Genomic DNA, 20,733 nt, shown 5'->3' on the forward strand with positions numbered 1-20,733 from the left:
AATTAAGGGTTAAATAAAAAAATAGAAATATGAACACATGGCCAAAGAAATACGCTAGCATTATTCTAATATACTCATTGCTTTTCAGTTCTTTAATTTATGCTGTAGAAGTAAAAGATTTAAAGTGTAATTCAGAGGTAAACCCTGTGGGTATAACCGATTCAAGACCTCATTTTAGCTGGACATATGTCGGAGACGAAAATAGCCAGAAACAAGGTGGCTACCGTATTATGATGGCTACATCTATTGAAAAACTAAAACACCCGGATCTATGGGATTCTGGGCCAACAAGTACGTCAAAAACAGGCCCTTTCAAATATTCAGGAGAGCCCTTAAAATCGGGTCAGCGTGTGTATTGGAAAGTTACGGTTTGGGGAAACAACCGAGGTGTATCGCATAGTGAACCTTCATGGTTTGAAATGGGAAACATAGAGAACCCAGAAATCACATTTCAACCTAATGTATTTCCTAATTCTAATGGCATTGTTCAAATTACGTTAAACGGAAATGATGATGGGCGTATATTTGAAGGTATTGGTGGAGTAAGTGCAGGGGCTTCAACCGATTTGTTGTACGATTACAAAGACCCAGTTAGAAGTCAGATATTAGATATCTTGTTTAAACCCAAATTTGGTGCTGGTTTTCAGCATTTAAAAGTAGAAATGGGTGGTGGTGAGAACTCAACCTGTGGTTCGGAACCATCACATGCCATTACACGGGAAGAGTTAAAAAATCCAGTGTCTAGGGGCTATGAATTTTGGTTAATGAAAGAAGCACGTAATAGAAATCCAAAAGTTATTTTGGAATATCTACCATGGAGTTTTCCAGGGTACTTAATACCTGATATTTTCACCGAAGAATCTGCAGAGTATTTTGTTTCTTTCCTTGATGTAGCTAAAAAACAATGGGGAATGGATATTGATTGGGTGGCGGCTGCAGAGAATGAAAATTATACAAATCCCGAATGGCTAATAAACCATGTTCGTCCTTTACTGGATGCTAGAGGGTATGAAAATGTAAAAATTCAAGGTCCCGATGATAATAGTGGAGACTGGAAGATTTTTGATGAGTTTGAAAAAGATAAATCTTTAGATAGCATTATGGAAGCGGTAGGTTACCACTATGTTACAGGGCGGGAGTTTAATGAAAATATGGTAGATGGTCGCGGACGCCCTACAACAGAAAAAGCCAAAAAAAGTGGTAAACCTTTATGGGCAAGTGAAGATTGGAGTTGGACAGGAAAAGAATGGGGAGGTGCTGGGGCATTAAATTTGGCTCGTATTTACAACAAATTTTATATTCGTGATAGGATAACTAAAACTTTAATATGGGCACCTATTGGTTCCATTTATGAATCGGTAACTTGGGATAAAGCTGGGGCTATGAAGGCAAATAGTCCATGGAGTGGCTACTATGAAGTATGGCCAACTATTTGGGCAACTGCACATACTACACAGTTTACTGAGCCTCTCAATTGGCAGTACCTAAACAGTGCATGTGGTCTTTTTGAGAGTACAACGTACAAAGGAAGTTGCGTAACTTTAAAAGAAAAGGGGCGCCCTGAATGGAGTATGATTATTTGCACTGAAAAGCAAGAAGAAATTGAGATTAAAATTGGAGAAGGACTTTCTACAGGTACAGTTCATGTTTGGAAATCTAACGAAAAAGAACAGTTTGTACAGATAGAAAGCATAATTCCAAAAGATAGATTGATTCGAATTTTACTCGACCCTCAATCCATATATTCTTTAACTACCACATCCGGGCAGCAAAAAGGAACTTATAAAATCCCAAAAGAGAAGCCGTTTCCTTTTCCATTTAAGGAAGACTATGAAGACAGAAAAGTGGGAGACCTGCCTAAGTACCATTCAGATCAAACAGGAAGTTTTGAAATAGCTTTAAAAGAAGATGGTTCGCAATGTTTAAAACAAATTATTACAGAGCAGGGTTATGATTGGATGCGAGTTTATAGACGTTCAAACATTAAACCCAACACACTAGTGGGTGATGTAAACTGGGAGAATTATACCTGTAGTGTCGATGTATTTATTGAAGGCGGTAATGTAGAACTAGGAGGACATGTTAAAGGAAGTTACTTAAAAGGCTACCGTTTTCAAGTAGCAAAAAATGGTAATTGGAAATTGATGTTTGATAAGGAGGTCCTAAAAGAAGGTGTTATCCCTGATTTTGATGGTAATAAGTGGCATACCCTTAAACTTACTTTTCAAAATAAAGAAATAGAAGCATTTATTGATGCGGTCTCTGTGGTAAACGTATCACATCAAAAGACCACGGGGTATGTTATGTTGGCTAGTTCATATGATGAAAACCTATTTGATGATTTAGAAATCACTCACTAGTAATTAGCATATTCAAATTAGGCTTAAAACACTTATGTGTAACTCAAGTTCAGGAGAAATTCATGGATGGCTCTTGCAGCAGACTCTTTTTTATTTTAGGATAACCTAATTGGTTTAAGTTATGATGAAAACAACATATTTGGGTTTATATGCCGTGGGTATTTATTGTGGATTGATGCTAATTCTTTCTTCTTGCCAAGTAACATCAACATCTGATATTTTAGTAAAACAACCACTCGAAGAAAACTTTAAAACCCCTCCACACGAAGTAAGACCACAGGTTTGGTGGTGGTGGCTGCAAACACCTACGAACAAGGAAGCTATTACAAAGGATTTAGAAGAAATGAAAGCCAAAGGTTTGTCTGGTTGTATGGTTTTAGATGGCGGAGTGGGTCCTTTTGGTCCACATAAATGGAAAAAGAAAACTGTGATTGATACTACAGAAATCAGATACGAAATTACAGATGAATACAAAGGCGGAAGCTTGAGGCAACCCAATGATAAAATGGAAACATGGTCTAAACCTTGGCGAGACATGGTTCGTTTTGCATCTTTAGAAGCAGGAAGATTAGAACTGGATTTTGGCGTTTTTATTGGACCTGCAGGATGTGCTGCACCATGGGTAACTCCCGATTATGGTCAGCAAGAACTGGTTTGGGGCGAGTTATTTATTGAAGGCGGAAATATGATTAACCAGGAATTTCCAAAACCTAAACTTCCTGTTCAAACAAAAAGGCAACGAGAAAATCAAACGGTAAAAGACGCACAAAATGCCTATTACAATGAGATTGCAATTTTGGCTATACCTGAAAAGAAAACGCCTTCAATAAACGAAATAATAAACTTATCGGATAAGATTGATAAAAAAGGTCATTTAAAATGGAATGCTCCTAAAGGAAATTGGCGTGTTATTCGTTTCGGTTACCGCCCAACCGGACGTAATTTAGGTGGTGTTTTTTACATCGACCATTTAAGTAAAGAAGCGTTCGATATTCATTGGCAAAAAACCGTGGGTACTTTACTAAAAGAAATGAGTCTTGAAGAAAGAAAAGCTTTTAAATATGTAGAATGCGATAGCTGGGAAGCAGGTGATCCTAACTGGACGAAACATTTTTCAAAAGAATTTAAAAATCGTCGTGGTTATGATATTATAAAATACATGCCGGCATTGATCGGAGTTAATATTGAATCTGATGAAACAACAGAACATTTCTTAAATGATTTTAAACTAACGATTAGCGATCTAATTTCTGAAAAACATTATGGTAGACAACAAGAAGTTGCACATAAACATAATTTAGAATCTTATGCTGAAGCTACAGGACCTCATCAATACCAAGCCGATTTAAAAAAATGTGTGAGTAAATGCGATGTGGCAATGGGAGAATTTTGGATGCCATCACCTCACAGAGAAAAACCTAGTGGTCGATTTTTAGTACGAGAAGCCGCAACGGCTGCACATACCTATGGCATTAAAAAAGTTTTTGCAGAATCGTTTACGTCTGTGGGGCCGAACTGGGAAGTCTCTCCTTTTCAAATGAAAGCAGCTGCAGATCAGGCATTTTGTGACGGACTTAATTGGATATGCTTTCACACGTATACACATCGTCCTTCTGTTATTGATGTTCCTGGTTTGACACACAGTGCGGGTACTCATTTTGATAGAACGAATACATGGTGGAATCAATCAATGCCTTTTGTTAATTATCTTTCACGTTGCTCTTACATGCTGCAACAAGGTTTGTTTGTTGCCGATGTGCTATTTTATAACGGGCACGGTTTACGCTCAGGAGCTGATGCATTTGAATGGGAAGACGGCATGAAAAATCCTCCCGAAAGTTTAGGTACAGGTTATGATTATGACAAGTGTAATGAAGAAGTATTGCTAAACAGATTACATTTTACTAATGGTAAATTAGCGCTTCCTGATGGCATGACCTATAAAGTTTTGGTTATCGATGAAAACACGCCTGTATCATTAAATGCCTTAAAGAAAATAGTAAAACTTGTGGAACAAGGAGCAACAGTTATTGGTAAAATAGAAACCTCGATGTTGAGTAATTTAGATGATGTTACTGAATATCAAAATTTGATTAAGCGCATTTGGGGTAATCTCGAAAAGGGAGAACATAAAATTGGCAAAGGGAAATTTGTTTGGAATAAAACCATAAGAGAAGTCTTGCTAAATAAAAACATTCTTCCAGATTTTGAATGTACTGGATTAAGTGATACTGGGGTTATCGATTTTATCCACCGAAAAACAGAAGACGCTGATATCTATTATGTTGCCAGTAAATGGCAACCTACTGAAAAAGTATCTTGTAGTTTTAGAGTGATTAACAAACAACCAGAATTATGGAATCCTATTACTGGAGAAACACGTCTTTTGACCAATTTTAAAGTTGAAAATGGACAAACCATTATCCCTATGGAATTTGGTCCCTCTAGTTCTTATTTTGTAGTTTTTAAAGAACCGATATCAACACAAAATTCGGCTTCAAACTGGCCTCAACTTAAAACAGTTCAAAACATTGAAGGGGCGTGGAATTTGAGTTTTGATAAAAATTGGGGAGGGCCTGAAACTATCGTTTTTCCAAATTTAGTAGATTGGTCGAAACACGAAAACTCAGGAATTAAGTATTATTCTGGTACTGCCACATATCGTAAAACTTTCAACATGGTTTCTTTAAATGAAAATCAACAGCTTTACCTAGATTTAGGACAGGTGCATGAGTTGGCTCGTGTTAAACTAAATGGTATTGATTTAGGAATTACTTGGTCAAAACCATACCGCGTAAACATGACATCGCACGTAAGAGCAAAAGGCAACACTTTAGAAATAGATGTTGTAAACCTCTGGCCAAATCGACTAATTGGCGATGCCTTTTTACCAGAAGAAGAACAATTTACTAAAACCAATATCAGGAAGTTCACTAAAGCAACACAGCTTTTGCCTTCTGGATTAATTGGTCCCGTACAAATCTTAACAACAGAAACTAATTAATTTATCTTGATTATGAAACGATATTTTTCAATTCTAATGCTATTTGTTTTGACTATGTCTTCTTGTAAAAAAGACGAAGTAGCATCTATAACGCCTCAAGAATATGCCAATTTAAAAGAGGAGTTTATCAATCCACCTGATTCAACAAAACCAGGAATATATTGGTATTTTTTAAGTGGTCATATATCTAAAGAGGGCATTACTAAAGATTTAGAAGCCATGAATGCCGTTGGTATCGGAGAGGTTTTTATTGGGGATATATTTTACATGCCTCCTTCAACCAATCCACATGGATTAAGTTATGATACACCAATGGGGAACACGCCTTCACTAAGCGATAAATGGTGGGATTGTATGCGTCATGCGATAAGTGAGGGTACGAGATTAGGGATGAATATTAGTTTTTTCAACTCACCGGGGTGGAGTCAGTCTGGTGGCCCATGGGTAAAAGAAGAACAGGCTATGCGCTACTTGACGTATTCTGAAACCGTTGTTTCTGGCGATAAAAGTATTGAGATAGCACTAGAAAAGCCAAAAGAATTCTTTCAGGACGTATCGGTTTTAGGGTACCCAATTCATCAAAAGCAATCGGCCACACCTAAAATCAAGGCTCTAAACTGTAAAGCTTCAGCATTGAAAAACTTGCTAGATCAAAATAAATCCACAGTAACCACTTTCAGTAATAATGGACAAGAACCTTTAATCTTAGAGGTTTCATTTGATAGGCCTATCACAGCAAGAAGTCTAACGGTTAGCCCAACAAAAATGCACTTTACATCGCATATTGAAGTGCAAGTCTTTGAAGATGGGAAATTCAAATCCGTAAAGAAAAGGCTTTTTGATCGTGCTTTTAGTTTGCCTGGGCGTGGTCCTATACCCGATGCAGATATGATTATGACATTGAATCATATTGAAGCTCAAAAATTTAGAATTGTAATGGACAAAGTGCCTGCTGATTTTGAATTGACAGGAATACATATTTCTGAAGATTATAAAATTGAACATGGGAATGAAAAATGGCTCAATAAAATGGCCAATAGAGGGGTTCCTGGATGGGATGTGTTTCAATGGAAAACACCGGAATACAGTGAGCAACAAGACGTATTAAACACTGATAAAATTATAAACTTAACCGAACATTTTGATGGTAAGGTGCTAAAATGGGATAATGCACCTGCAGGGCAATGGAAAATATTGCGCATAGGCATGACACCTACAGAGCAAACTAACCGACCTGCAACCCCTGATGCTCGTGGCCTTGAAGTAGATAAATTAAGTACAAAAGCATTGCGTTCTCACTTTGATGCTTATATGGGGAAAATGATTAAGTCAATGACACCAGAAGAGCGCAAATCTCTAAAACGTGTTATTGCAGATAGTTATGAAACGGGGCCACAAAACTGGACAGATGATATGAAGGAATCCTTTGAACAAACCTATGGCTATGACCCTACACCTTGGTTGGCAACACTTACGGGAAACATAGTCAATTCTGCCGAAGAATCGGACCGTTTTTTGTGGGATATACGTCGGTTAATAGCAGATAAGGTTGCCGATGAATATGTGGGCGGATTAAGAGATATTTGCGAAGAATATGGTGTTTCTATGTGGCTTGAAAATTATGGGCATTTTGGTTTTCCTTCTGAATTTCTAAAATATGGTGGACGTGCCGATGAAATTGGTGGTGAATTCTGGATTCATCGTCAAGGACCCGAATCTAAACTTGCCGCATCTGCGAGTCATATTTATGGTAAAAACCGAGTCTATGCAGAGTCTTATACTTCACGTGAAGTCCCTTTTTCGGTAAGCCCTGTTAGGTTAAAGAAATCAGGAGATTGGAGTTATACACAAGGCGTGAATCAAGGTATTCTACATGTATATATTCATCAGCCTTATGAAGACAAATTCCCTGGTATGAATGCTTGGTTTGGAACGGAATTTAATCGAAACAACACTTGGTTTGCGCAAAGCAAAGAGTGGATTACTTATCAACGTAGAAATTATTTCCTGTTGCAACAAGGTAAACATGTTGCCGATGTTTGCTTTTATATTGGCGAGGAATCTCCTAAAATGAGAGGATGGGTCGATCAAAATCTATCTGCTGGTTATGAATATGATTTTATCAATGCTGAAATCATCACAGAACAGACAAAAGTAGAAAACAGTAGATTGGTTTTGCAAAGTGGCGCAAGTTATGGCGCATTGGTATTGCCTCCTTGGAATACCATGCGCCCTGAAGTGTTGCGAAAGCTTAAAGATTTGGTTGAACAAGGTGCTACCTTAATTGGTCTGCCACCTGAAAAATCTCCTAGTTTTCAAAATTATCCAAATTGTGATATTGAGGTACAGCAACTGGTTAAGGAATTATGGGGAGAGAGACAACCAAAGGCTAAAGACTTTTTCCACCATAAATTTGGCAAAGGAAATGTGTATGCCAACGGAAATATTAATGAGATTTTAAACAAACATCAAGTCTATGAAGATTTGATATTCCCTGATTCATTAAATGTAAAATGGGTACATCGAAAACTAAATGGTGTAGACATTTATTTTATAACCAATCAAGGAGATACCCAAGTGACTTTTGATGCTTCGTTTAGAATTGCTGGTAAAAGTCCAGAACTCTGGTCTGCGCTTGATGCTACATCTCGAAAATTACCCATGTATAGTAATGAAGAAGAACGTACTATTGTTCCTTTAAGTTTTAATGTGAATGATAGCTACTTTATTGTTTTTAGAGAGCAAGGCCATGGAATAAAGAAAAATCTATCCGTAGCACAAAATTTCGAAGCCGAAAAACCATTGAAACAATTAAGTGCATTATGGGATATTCAATTTAAAAATGAATGGTTAGAAACCGATTTTACATTAGAAAAACAGCCGTTATTTGACTGGACTACTTCTTCTGATGAAAAAATTAAATATTTCTCTGGAACTGCAACATACACCACTTCTTTTGAATTAACCGAGGAGGAATCAAAAAAGGCAATCGCTTTAAACTTTGAAAACATTGGTACTATAGCAACCGTCAGACTCAACGGGAAAGAATTAGGAACACTATGGACAACCCCTTATCGCATTTCTATTGAAAACACTGTTGTTCAAGGTACAAATACACTTGAAATTGATGTTACAAATAATTGGATGAACCAAATGTTATGGCAAAATAAAAAACCTCAAGACGAAAGAGATACATGGGTGCTAGCAAACACCCTTGAGAAAATGCCAAATAACGGAATTATGTCCTCTGGGATTTTCGGTAAAGTATGGCTATCAACTAAAAACAATAAATAAAATAATTTTACAATATGAATCGTAGTCAAATGCTCAATAACAAAATCATAAGCTTATCAGGCAAAACCATTTTTGTGGTGTTAATGCTTAGTTTGTTTGTGTCAACCTTACAGGCTCAAAACTCGTCATTAGAACAAAATTTCCATAATCCACCTGCATCAGCAAAACCACAAACTATTTGGTTTTGGATCAACGGAAATGTTACAAAAAAGGGTATAACTGCCGATTTAGAAGCCATGAAAAATGTAGGCATTCAAGGGGCTATTCTTTTTAATGTGAGTTTGGCAAATCCTGAAGGTGTGGCGCCTTATTTAAGTCCAGAGTGGTTAGAACTTTTTAACTATGCTGGATTGGAAGCACAACGCTTGGAGCTCGACCTGGGTTTTCATAATGGGGCTGGTTGGTCGTCATCTGGAGGGCCTTCAATTACGCCAGAATACGCTATGCAAGAACTGGTTTATAAAGAAACGATACACCAGGGTGCTACAAAATTTAATGATAAGTTAGAACAACCTGAAACCAAATTGGGATTCTATAAGGACATTGCTATACTAGCTTTTCCAAAACCCAAGAGTAATGTGCGTATTGATGAATTAGAAATAAAAACCCTTTCTCATAAAGTTCGTAGTCATTTAAACCCTGATGATAAACCTATTTCTGATTTGGCAGTAGTTAAAAAACGCGATATTATTGATTTAACATCGAAGTTGAACAATGATGGTTTTTTAGAATGGGATGCACCTGCAGGAGATTGGGTTATTTTAAGAATTGGACATACACCAACAGGTGAAATGAATCGTTTTCCAAGTGATGGTGGTCGTGGTTTAGAATGTGATAAAATGAATAAACAAGCGGTTGATGTGTTTTGGGATGGTAGCATAAAGCCCATACTAAAAAAGTTAGACACGCTAATTGGTACGACTGTAAAAAGATGTCATATTGATAGTTATGAAGTGGGTACTACAAATTGGACTTCCAATTTCGCTGAAGCATTCAAAACACTTCGTTCTTATGATTGTCGTTCATATTTGCCAACATTGGCAGGTTATTACGTTGAGAGTGGCAATGAAACCGAGCGGTTTCTCTGGGATTTCCGTCGTACCATAGGGGATTTAATTGCTGAAAATTATTACGGACGCTTTGCTGAACTCAGTCATAAAAACAACATGTTGCTTTCTATTGAGCCTTATTGGGGACCGTTTGATAATATGCAAGTTGGAGAAACCGCAGATATGGTTGTGTCTGAGTTCTGGAGCGGAAGCCTTGCCTTTTTTGACTCGCCTAAATTTGTGGCCTCTATTGCCAAATTAAATGGAAACCCGATTGCTGAGGCAGAGTCTTTTACTGGCATGGGAGGTTGGGATCAGCATCCAAGTACACTTAAAGCCATGGGAGATTTAGCCTGGGTACAAGGTATTAATCGTTTTGTTTTTCATAGTTATGTACATCAACCTTGGGATATTGGTCCAGGATTGACCTTGCAAGCTTTTGGGACCGATTTTAATAGGTTAAACACTTGGTGGAACCAAGGCAAACCTTTTGTTGATTATATTAGTAGAGGTCAGTTTTTATTACAGCAAGGCAAATCTGTTGCTGATGTTTTAGTCTTTACGGGCGAAGCATCACCTAATGACGCCTTAATGATGCCGGAAATCAAAGCCTTGGGATATGATTACGATGTAATAGGCTCCAATAAAATAACCTCATTATCTGTATCTGAAGGTTTAATTTGCACATCGACGGGAGATAAATACCAAGCTTTGGCACTTCCCGAAACCCCTTGGATGACACCAGAAACACTTACAAAAATAAAAGAGCTGGTGAACGAAAGGGCACTTGTATTTGGAACAAAACCACTAAAATCACCGAGTCTCACAAAGTATCCTGAGTGTGATAAAAGCGTGGTACGACTTTCAAAAGAATTATGGGACGGGAATTTGATTAAAGAAGGGTCTATTCTTGATTTCTTAAAAAATGGAGTACTTCCACCTGATTTTTCAATTAAAGAAGGAAGTAGTGAATCCGTTGATTATATACACCGTAAAACAAAAGATACTGATATCTATTTCGTGGTTAACTCAAGAAAAGAAAATCGAGAATTAGCGTGCCGCTTTAGAGTAGCGGGAAAACAGCCCGAGCTTTGGAATGCTGAAACAGGAGAAATAACAAATGCTCCTGTATGGCAAAACAATGGAGATGGTACAACAACAGTATCCATTCCTTTTGAACCAGAGGGTTCCATATTTGTGGTTTTTAGGTATCCTGTAACTATGAATAACCACATTGTTAGTGAAACTATGCTGCTAAAAAAGTCAATTGTAAAGCCGCTCTCAAACTTAAAAATTATAAAAGCAGAATACGGTGCATTTTTACCTGATGGTTTAGTAGATGTTACAGAAGTAATTAAAGACGCAGTTGTAAATAATGAATTACATATAGGAGCAACCAGAGAATTATCTAAAGGCGACCCGGCTCCAGGATACAAAAAAGAGTTGCGTATTCAATACAAAATTGGGGATGAGATATTCGAAAAAAATGCTATGGAAAAAGAATGGCTGAAAATTGATGCTACTAATAGCGGGGAGCTTGAAATCTTGAAAGCCGTATTTGGGAAATTTGAAAGAGGAATAGCTGGTATTCCACCTAATAAACCTGCTTTTAATGTGACGGATAAACTAAGATCAATAGTGGATTCTGGAATATATGAAATTCCTGTAAATGATGTTTTTTTTAAGGAAAACAACAACAACAACAATATCAAGAATGCCTTGCGAGTTATTTTCACAAGTAGCGGTGAAGAGAAAATAACTACAGTTTCCAACGGAGGCATTTTAAGATTAACGCAAGATCCCATAGAACCAAAATTGGAATATAATAATGCTAAATTAAACTGGGTAACCCCTTATGCTGGTGAAATTACATATAGTTCTTCTGAGGGAAAAACCAAATCACTAAAGGTGGAATCTGTTCCTGAACCTATGGAGTTGACTGGAGATTGGGAGGTAAACTTCCCCTTAATAAATAAACCTTCGGTCGATACAACTTTCAATGAATTGATATCATGGTCTAACATATTAAAAGAAGATATTCGCTATTTCTCGGGCACTGCTACATATAGAAAACAATTTAATGTTCCTGCTAAACTCCTTAAATCTGGCAACACATTGCAGTTAGATTTAGGAGATGTAAAGGAAATAGCCGAAGTGTATGTAAACGGTAAAAACCTTGGGGTTTTATGGAAAACTCCATTTAGAATTAATATTGATGATGCTATAGTAAAAGGTACAAATACCTTGGAGGTTAAAATAACCAACCTTTGGCCCAATAGACTTATTGGAGACGAACAGTTAGATGCCGATTACACGCATAAGGGTCTGCTTGTAAACGAATGGCCCAAGTGGTTGTTAAATAATACCAAACGACCAACAGAACGTATCACTTTTGCCGCTTTTAAGCATTGGCATAAAGATTCAGGATTACTGTCATCGGGTTTATTGGGACCGGTAAAAATTGTGGTTTATAAGGTAAAAGTGTTAAAATAGTATCATTAAAAGAGATATGAAAACAATAAAAAGTATAAACATAAAAGTTGGTCTCTTCGGAATAGGACTAGAGACTTATTGGCCACAATTTGAAGGTTTGTTGGAGCGTCTGGAAGGCTATCAAAAACAAGTCGCAGAAAAGATAGAGAGTTTCGGAGCCGAAGTGATTAATGTAGGCCTGGTAGATTCTCCAGTAAAGGCAAGAGAAAATGCTCAAATTTTAAAAACAGAAAATGTTGATATTTTGTTTTTATATGTTTCTACTTATGCCTTGTCTTCAACCGTATTACCTGTGGTTCAACAATTAAAATGCCCAATAATTATTTTAAATATTCAACCTGTAGCGGCAATTGATTATGAACGTTTCAATAAGTTAGGAGATCGAGGAAAAATGACCGGGGAATGGTTGGCACATTGTCAAGCCTGTTCAGTGCCAGAACTGGCCAATGTATTCAATCGTTCTGGAATTGAATATGAATTTGTTACAGGCTATTTAGATGAACAAACGGTATGGGATGAGATCCAAGATTGGATAGATGCGGCAAGAGTAGCTTCAGTAATGCAAAACAATCGTTTAGGGGTTTTAGGACATTATTATTGTGGGATGCTTGATGTGTATTCCGATTTAACAAAACAATCGGCTGCTTTTGGAACGCATTTTGAAATTTTAGAAATGTGTGAAGTAAAAAAATATCGTGATGCAGTTTCTAATAAAGAGGTAGAAGAAAAAATAAAAGAGTTCCAAAGTACCTTTGAAGTCGTTGATAATTGTGAGAAATCTGAATTGGTACGTGCAGCAAAAACATCAATTGCCCTAGATAAATTGGTTGAAAAGCACAATCTAGGTTCTATGGCATACTATTATGAAGGCGAAACAGCAAATGAGTATGAAAACATTGTTACCTCTGTTATTGCGGGAAACACATTGCTCACGGGAAGAAATATTCCTGTTGCTGGAGAATATGAAGTAAAAAATGCCCAGGCGATGAAAATCATGGATGCCTTTGGTGTTGGCGGATCATTCTCGGAGTTTTATGCAATGGATTTTAACGATGATATTGTTATTCTTGGGCACGATGGCCCGGCACATTTTGCCATTGCAGAGGGTAATGTACAATTGGTACCATTACCTGTATATCACGGTAAACCAGGAAAAGGTTTATCCATTCAAATGACCGTAAAGCATGGCCCTGTAACATTGTTATCGGTAGTAGAAGGTAAAGATGATGTGTTTTTACTGGTCGCAGAAGGCAAATCTGAGTCAGGTCCTGTACTGCATATAGGCAATACAAATAGCCGTTACCGGTTCTCAATTGGGGCAAGAGCTTTTATGAACGAATGGTCTAAACAAGGGCCATCTCACCATTGTGCTATAGGTGTTGGGTATATTGCCAACAAAATTGAGAAGTTAGGGAAGTTGTTAAATTTAAGGGTCGTCCGTATTTGTTAGTTGAATATTTTTTGGAATCATGATACATCAGGATACGGAAAGGGTAAATCCGACCTACTTTTGATTCTAGTTAATTGATTTTATATTTTAAAAACATTATGAAAAGGCTAATAATTTTAGTTTTAATAGTTTTACTCAATTCTTCATGCAATAGCGAACAAGAATCGATAGTTCCAAACATAATCATCATAAACATAGATGACATGGGCTGGAAAGATGTTGGCTTTATGGGTAGTGAATACTATGAAACCCCCAATATTGATTACCTATCTAGTTTAGGTATGGTCTTTACAAATGGCTACGCATCAGCATCCAATTGTGCACCTAGCAGAGCTTGTTTAATGACGGGCCAATGGACACCAAGACACGGTATTTATACAGTTAGCCCTTCTGACCGGGGGAAATCTGAAAATAGAAAATTAATCCCTACTAAAAACACACATACCTTATCACCTAAACATAAAGTTTTGCCACAGGTTTTGCAAGAGAACGGATACTTAACCTGTCATGCAGGAAAGTGGCATTTAAGTAATGACCCTTTGAAATATGGTTTTAATGTAAATATTGGAGGCGGTCATAACGGTCTTCCCAAAAGTTATTACCCACCCTATAAAAATATAACTATTGATGGTAGTCCAGATAAATATTTAACAGATGCCATAATGGAAAAGGCCATACAGTTTGTTGATACGGTACAAAAACCATTTTACCTTAATTATTCACCTTACGCGGTGCACGTACCCATAATGGCGGTAGACAGTATAGTGCCTAAATATGAACAAAAGGAATCTTGGAAAGGACAAGGCAATGCAAAATATGCTTCCATGGTAGATAATCTCGATAGAAATATTGGTATGCTCATACATAAATTAAAAGAACGAGACCTTTTTGATAATACACTTATTGTATTTACATCAGACAATGGAGGATTGTATGGAATTACCAAACAAAAACCGTTAAGAGCTGGAAAAGGAAGTTATTATGAGGGTGGTATTAGAGAACCATTTTTCTTTGTTCTGAACAATAAAATAAGTTCAAATACCAAAAGTGATATTCCAATAACCAATTTGGACATTTTTCCAACGGTATTGAATTATGCTGGAATTGATACGAATTCACTATCTCTAGATGGGAATAATTTAAGTTCTATTCTTGAAGAAGAAGTGCAAACTATGGAGCGTTCGTTATTTTGGCACTTCCCCATTTATTTGGAAGCTTATAATGTTAATGATAACGAAAATCGAGATTCCTTATTTAGAACACGCCCAGGATCTGTTATAAGAAAAGGAGATTGGAAACTTCATTATTATTTTGAAGATAATGGAGAGGAGTTATATAATTTGGCCAACGACATTGGAGAAAGAAACAACTTAGCAGAAACCTATCCTGAAAAAGTGGAGGAATTAATAAAACTACTTGAGAAATGGTGGGAAGAAACTAATGCGCCCGTTCCAGCAACCAAAAATCCCGAATACATTAATAAGTATAATAAAAGTTGACTATACTGGCAATATTAGGAGTTCTATTTCATTCAATAGGAGGAGTTGCCGCAGGTAGTTTCTAAATGCCTTACAATAAAGTAAAAAGTTGGGCTTGGGAAAGCTATTGGATGGTCGATGGCGCTATGTCATGGTTAATTGTACCGCCAATCGCAGCATGGTTAACGATATTTGGATTTACAGAGATCATATCATCAAGTTCAAATTCAATTTTAAGTTTCACCTTTTAAATGGGTTCGCTATCGGTAGTTAGGGGACTATCCTATGGCCTAGGTTTACGCTATTTGGGTATATAATTGGGAAAATCGGTAGTATTGGGCCTTTGTTGCCTATTTGGAGCCATTGTACTTCTAATACCTGATACCACAGGATAATATATAAGAATCATCCGTCTAAATTTAATTATTAAAAAAATGAATAATGTATAATCAAAACATTCCAATCGTTTTCCTGCTCTTTATACTACTGTATTCAAATGCTAAAGCTCAGAGTAAAGTTTATTTATCAGGTAAAGATGCAGAAACAGCTATTGATTGGGATTTTAAAATAAGTGAAGGTCGAAATAGCGGGTTTTGGACAACCATTCCGGTACCCTCCAATTGGGAAACGGAAGGTTTTGGCTATTATCTTTACGGAATGGATAAAATGGTAGGCGAAAAACCCTCTATTGGGTATTACCGACATTCGTTTGATTTTTCAAAAAACCAGAAAAAAAGATACTTTATTGTTTTCCAAGGTGCAATGACCGATACCAATATTAAACTGAACCAAAATCAGGTTGGATTCCACCAAGGTGGATTTACTGAATTTAAGTTTGAAATAACCGATTATCTAAAAGATGGAAAGAACGAACTCAAGGTAAAGGTGAATAGTTCCTCTAGTAATGAATCGTTAGTAAAAGCAGAGCGCTATGCCGATTTTTGGCTTTTTAGTGGAATTTTTCGGCCCGTATTTATTCAAGAAGTACCTGCTGAGTTTATTGAGCACGTAGCCATTGATGCACAAATGACGGGTGATTTTACCATGGACGTTTTTACTAACGGCATAAAGAATGCCAAAAGTGTAGTGGCGCAAATCTATGATGTAGACCATAATAAAGTAGGCGAGGAATTCAAAGCGAATATAACCGATAATAAAACAACTTTACAATCCAGCTTTAGTAATATTAAACAATGGTCTCACGAGTTCCCTAATCTTTATACTGTAGAAATAAAACTAAAAAATAAGAAAGAAGTATTACATACATATAAACAAAAATTTGGCTTTAGAACCTTTGAAGTACGTGATCACGATGGTTTTTATCTCAATAATAAGCGTCTTCTTTTAAAGAGTGCCAATATGCATAGTTTCCGGCCCGAAACGGGAAGAACACTTTCAAGATCGAACATGGAAGAAAATGTGCGATTAATGCAGGATTTAAATTTCAATTGTGTTCGTCCGTGTCATTACCCTCCAGACTCATATTTCTTTGATCTTTGTGACTCTTTAGGGATACTCTCTTTGGACGAAACAACGGGCTGGGTAAAACCCTTAGACACGAAAACAGGAGCCCAAATCGTCGAAGAGATTGTTACGCGAGACGTAAATCACCCTTCCATTATTCTATGGAGTAATGGAAACCACAATGCCCATAATCCAGAACTCGATTCCGTATTTCACCAATGGGACATCCAAAAAAGACGCCCTTTAAAAAACGCCCCTAAAAATGGAAATATCTTTGAAGGGTATACTCCCGATTGGGATATTGTGAACACCACTTATTACCCTAATTATGAAACCGTAAAACGTGCTCTGTTCAAAGAAGATCATATTTACTTACCTAATGAAACACTTCATGCCCTTTATGATGGCGGAGGTGCCGCCAACCTTAAAACCTATTGGGATTTGTTCGAAAAATCTAAAGTGGGCGGGGGTATTACCATCTGGGCATTATTTGACGAAGGGTTAATGCGAACGGACAATGGGTATGTTGCAGATAACCAAGGAGCCAAGGCCGCCGATGGTATCGTAGGTCCACATGGTGAAAAAGATGGTAGTTTTTATGCCATTCGTGAAATCTGGTCCCCTATTTCCATAAGTGACGAAAATATAGGTGACGACTTTTCCGGCGAACTTAATGTTCACAACAAATTCACATTCACCAATTTGAATCAATGTAATATTGAATGGAAACTTATAAACTTCGCCAATCCAGATGGTACTCCCAATGGTCACCGTACCGTGGCTTCCGGTAAAATAAATACCGATATCAGAGCTGGCGAAAAAGGAAAACTATCGCTGAATCTACCTTCTTCGTTTGTCAATAATGATGCTTTGGCCATTCAGGTCTATGATACCAAAGGGAATTTGGTTTACGATAAACGTTTGCCCATTTCAACATCCAAACGCCCCACCTTTAGAGCTTCTATAAATATTCCATTTAAACAATCAAAGAACGAACCTTTTACTTTCCAAAGACAAAATACACTTTTAAAATTTGATGGCAATAGTGGTGTTTTACTTTCTGTAACCGACAAAGGTAAGCCCACAAGTATTCGAAATTTCCCGTTCCTGACTTTTGAACAAGCCGATACTTCACTAGTAACCTACACGAACAATTCGTCTAAAGCCAATGCGACCCAAATAGGTGGAAATTGGCTTATTGAAACCAAAGACAGTAAAGGTTTTGATTATATTAAGTGGACACTCAAAACCAACGGGGAAATTCTATTGGATTATGCTTACACCCTAGATTCCGGTAAATACAACTACACTGGTATAGGCGTAGAAATAAATGCTGATGAATTGCTTCGTAAACGCTGGTTAGGTGAAGGTCCTGAGCGTATTTGGAAAAACCGAAAAGAGGGAGGGTCATTAGATGTTTACGCTGTTGAGAAACAAGTGAACATTCCTGGATTGGTATACAACCCACCATCTTTCGAAGGTTGCTTTGCCCCTTGGGATTGGGCTGTTTTCTACCTAAAAAACAACCTGAACATTGGCTTCCAGAACAAAACGGATGTCATTTTGGGAGTTCTGAATCCTATCAATGCAAAAGATGCCAAACGTGCCATATGGAGCTACCCTAAAAAAGAAGGTCTCTTCTTCTTTGACCATATCTCCGCCGTGGGATCTAAATGGAAACCTGCCACCGAATTTGGTCCGGATGCACAACCAAACAATATTGATGGGCAGATAAAAGGATCTGTTTCCATGTATATAAATTGGAGCAAAACCGATATAAAAGCCAAAAGGACTGACATAGACTTGGAGTAATTATCATATCAAGAATATTTTAAGACTATGCAGGCAATATTAGGAGTACTATTTCATTCATTAGGAGGAGTTGCGGCAGGTAGTTTCTACATGCCTTACAATAAAGTAAAAGGTTGGGCTTGGGAAAGCTATTGGATGGTCGGTGGTGTTATGTCATGGTTAATTGTACCGCCAATCGCAGCATGGTTAACGGTACCTGGATTTACAGAGATTATATCATCAAGTTCAAATTCAATTTTAAGTTTCACCTTTTTAATGGGTTTGCTATGGGGAGTTGGGGGGTTATCCTATGGTCTAGGTGTACGCTTTTTGGGAATGTCTTTGGGCAATTCGGTAGTATTAGGCTTTTGCGCTGCATTTGGTGCCATTGTGCCTTCAGTTTATTATAACATCGTTCCTACAGAAGGAAAGGTGTCTTTCACCGACATGTTGAAGAATTCAGGAGGACAAATAGTGTTGCTGGGTGTTCTGGTTTGTGTTATTGGTATATCTGTTTGTGGTAAAGCTGGTATCATGAAAGAAAATGAGCTTTCAGAAGATAAAAAAAAGGAAAGTATTCTAGAATTCAATCTAGTGAAAGGGCTGATAGTTGCCGTGCTTTCAGGAATTTTAAGCTCATTTTTTAGTTTTGGTATAGAAGTAGGTAAACCTTTAGCAGATGCTGCCGTAAAAGCAGGATATAATCATTTGTTCGCCAACAATGTTACTTTTATAGTCATTCTTTGGGGAGGTCTAACCACAAATTTCTTTTGGACCACCATATTAAGTTTAAAAAATAAATCATATAAAGATTTCACGAATCCCAATACACCCATAAGTAAAAATTTACTGTTTTCAGCTTTGGCAGGAACTATATGGTTTTTGCAATTTTTCTTTTATGGAATGGGTGAAAGTAAACTGGGTAATGGCGCGAGCTCTTGGATTTTACATATGTCTACCATTATTCTAACTGCAAATCTTTGGGGGATATACCGAAAAGAGTGGCATGGTGTTGCAAAAAAAACAAAACTAACAATAGCTGCTGGAATTATAGTAATTCTATTTTCAATTGTTTTAGTTGGAATAGGGAATTTTTTTTAGTTAATAGGTGCTTCTATATATCTATCAAATAAGTTATATCCCGATTAACACTAAAGGAAATTAGTTATTTTCCACTTTCTTGTACGTAGTATTTGCCCACCTAATTTGTGCTCTACCTCCTTTAACTCGATAAGCGCCATACCTAATTCCTGATTGAATTCCTCTTTCCGGTTCTGGAATGTTCCAATTGAAAGAAGTTCCCCCAATTACAGCATCGGCATAATGATTTTTTTTGGAGGCATCATTTGTATCTTGTCTAAAACCTACTTCTAATTCAATATCGGTTGGAGTATTCTTTTCAATATTTGTAAGATAAACGATATCTCTTCCTCCCGCTCCTGAACCTCCTCTATAATTAATTTGTTCTCGATAAATGTTAAATGACTTCTGTACTTGATTACCATTTTCATCTGCACCATATACAGGTTTTGCCAAATACAAACAAATGGCGGGATCTGCCGAGCCTCCGTCGCCAGTATGCTTTCCTTTAGCTTGCATTATATAAGTGCCATCGCTACCTTCACTATTGGTTTTGCCTACTTCAAGAATTCGCACGGTACCCGTAAATCTGGCATAACTTCCTATACCCGTGGTCTGGGATCTGGCCAAGGAGCGTTCGATCCTAGGTTGTAAGGTGTTTGGTGCATCTATATGATTGGATTCGTGTGTAATATTATACATGCCCCAAACAGTACCATCAATAGTGATCTCTTTGTAGTTCGCGTAACAACTTCGATCATCAATAGTACCAACATTTACAGGTTTTGCTATATCTGTTACTCTATCCGCATTCGTGCCTGCTTGGGTACAAGTGGTATACGTGCCTGTTTCCTCATCTTTTACTTCTGATTCTTCAACAGGATAAGGATCGATTACACCCTCTTCTCCAGAAAGGTCATCTCCCGATTGGCAAGAAGTTACAGACGCAATAATAAATAAAGTGAATATCGATATGAATTTATAATAGAAGTTTAAGTTTTTCATATGAGTTAGCCATAGTTTTGACTAAAATATATTTTTAACCATGCTAAACCGTCCTGTGGTATACTGATTGGGAAGAGTTACATTAATATAGAAATAAAAGATATTGCAACGAATGTCATTTTGAAGGGCCTTGAGTGACAGATATATCATTTTTAACAATTCCGGTGATACCTACAAAAAAGAAAGCATGCAACCAGATCAAATTTAGCCGAACCACTTCTAGAAAGTAACCTGTACCCTCATAACAACAACCATTTGTTCGCAC

General features: G+C 37.2%; 9 protein-coding genes. 8 read left to right on the top strand and 1 reads right to left on the bottom strand.

Translation table 11 applies throughout. The features are described from left to right. Window positions 1-29: 29 nt before the first annotated feature. From R3X28_RS09370 to rhaT, 8 genes are all read left to right on the top strand, one after another. Window positions 30-2,360, top strand: coding sequence for a hypothetical protein (locus tag R3X28_RS09370; RefSeq protein WP_282055888.1), 2,331 nt, complete (start codon window positions 30-32; stop codon window positions 2,358-2,360). Window positions 2,361-2,481: 121 nt separating this feature from the next. Continuing rightward, window positions 2,482-5,364, top strand: a complete 2,883-nt coding sequence (locus R3X28_RS09375) for a glycosyl hydrolase (protein WP_154367018.1) — start codon at window positions 2,482-2,484, stop codon at window positions 5,362-5,364. 12 nt (window positions 5,365-5,376) lie between these two features. Beyond that, window positions 5,377-8,658, top strand: coding sequence for a glycosyl hydrolase (locus tag R3X28_RS09380; RefSeq protein ID WP_317664067.1), 3,282 nt, complete (start codon window positions 5,377-5,379; stop codon window positions 8,656-8,658). Window positions 8,659-8,672: 14 nt separating this feature from the next. Beyond that, on the top strand, window positions 8,673-12,200 hold the full coding sequence (locus R3X28_RS09385; protein WP_317664068.1) for a glycosyl hydrolase: 3,528 nt from the start codon (window positions 8,673-8,675) through the stop codon (window positions 12,198-12,200). A 16-nt stretch (window positions 12,201-12,216) separates the two neighbouring features. Next, window positions 12,217-13,650 (top strand): L-fucose/L-arabinose isomerase family protein, encoded by a 1,434-nt coding sequence (locus tag R3X28_RS09390; protein WP_154367014.1) that lies wholly within the window; start codon window positions 12,217-12,219, stop codon window positions 13,648-13,650. A 98-nt stretch (window positions 13,651-13,748) separates the two neighbouring features. Then, complete coding sequence (locus R3X28_RS09395) at window positions 13,749-15,149, top strand: sulfatase (RefSeq protein WP_154367268.1); 1,401 nt, start codon at window positions 13,749-13,751, stop codon at window positions 15,147-15,149. Window positions 15,150-15,569: 420 nt separating this feature from the next. Then, window positions 15,570-18,404, top strand: coding sequence for a glycoside hydrolase family 2 protein (locus tag R3X28_RS09400; protein ID WP_317664069.1), 2,835 nt, complete (start codon window positions 15,570-15,572; stop codon window positions 18,402-18,404). 27 nt (window positions 18,405-18,431) lie between these two features. Then, window positions 18,432-19,484 carry an L-rhamnose/proton symporter RhaT gene (gene rhaT / locus R3X28_RS09405; protein ID WP_154367010.1) on the top strand — a complete coding sequence of 351 codons (1,053 nt, stop codon included), beginning with the start codon at window positions 18,432-18,434 and terminating at the stop codon, window positions 19,482-19,484. Between the two features lie 60 nt (window positions 19,485-19,544). Here the strand turns inward: rhaT and R3X28_RS09410 are convergent, their stop codons facing one another. Beyond that, complete coding sequence (locus R3X28_RS09410) at window positions 19,545-20,468, bottom strand: hypothetical protein (RefSeq protein WP_154367008.1); 924 nt, start codon at window positions 20,466-20,468, stop codon at window positions 19,545-19,547. Window positions 20,469-20,733: the final 265 nt, after the last annotated feature.

The sequence above is a fragment of the Maribacter sp. TH_r10 genome, from assembly GCF_033101095.1.
In the GTDB taxonomy this organism is placed as follows: domain Bacteria; phylum Bacteroidota; class Bacteroidia; order Flavobacteriales; family Flavobacteriaceae; genus Maribacter_A; species Maribacter_A luteus.

Coding starts and splice junctions, on each gene's coding strand:
- R3X28_RS09370 (WP_282055888.1), top strand. CDS start 30: ATGAACACATGGCCAAAGAAATACGCTAGCATTATTCTAATATACTCA.
- R3X28_RS09375 (WP_154367018.1), top strand. CDS start 2,482: ATGATGAAAACAACATATTTGGGTTTATATGCCGTGGGTATTTATTGT.
- R3X28_RS09380 (WP_317664067.1), top strand. CDS start 5,377: ATGAAACGATATTTTTCAATTCTAATGCTATTTGTTTTGACTATGTCT.
- R3X28_RS09385 (WP_317664068.1), top strand. CDS start 8,673: ATGAATCGTAGTCAAATGCTCAATAACAAAATCATAAGCTTATCAGGC.
- R3X28_RS09390 (WP_154367014.1), top strand. CDS start 12,217: ATGAAAACAATAAAAAGTATAAACATAAAAGTTGGTCTCTTCGGAATA.
- R3X28_RS09395 (WP_154367268.1), top strand. CDS start 13,749: ATGAAAAGGCTAATAATTTTAGTTTTAATAGTTTTACTCAATTCTTCA.
- R3X28_RS09400 (WP_317664069.1), top strand. CDS start 15,570: ATGTATAATCAAAACATTCCAATCGTTTTCCTGCTCTTTATACTACTG.
- rhaT (WP_154367010.1), top strand. CDS start 18,432: ATGCAGGCAATATTAGGAGTACTATTTCATTCATTAGGAGGAGTTGCG.
- R3X28_RS09410 (WP_154367008.1), bottom strand. CDS start 20,468: ATGAAAAACTTAAACTTCTATTATAAATTCATATCGATATTCACTTTA.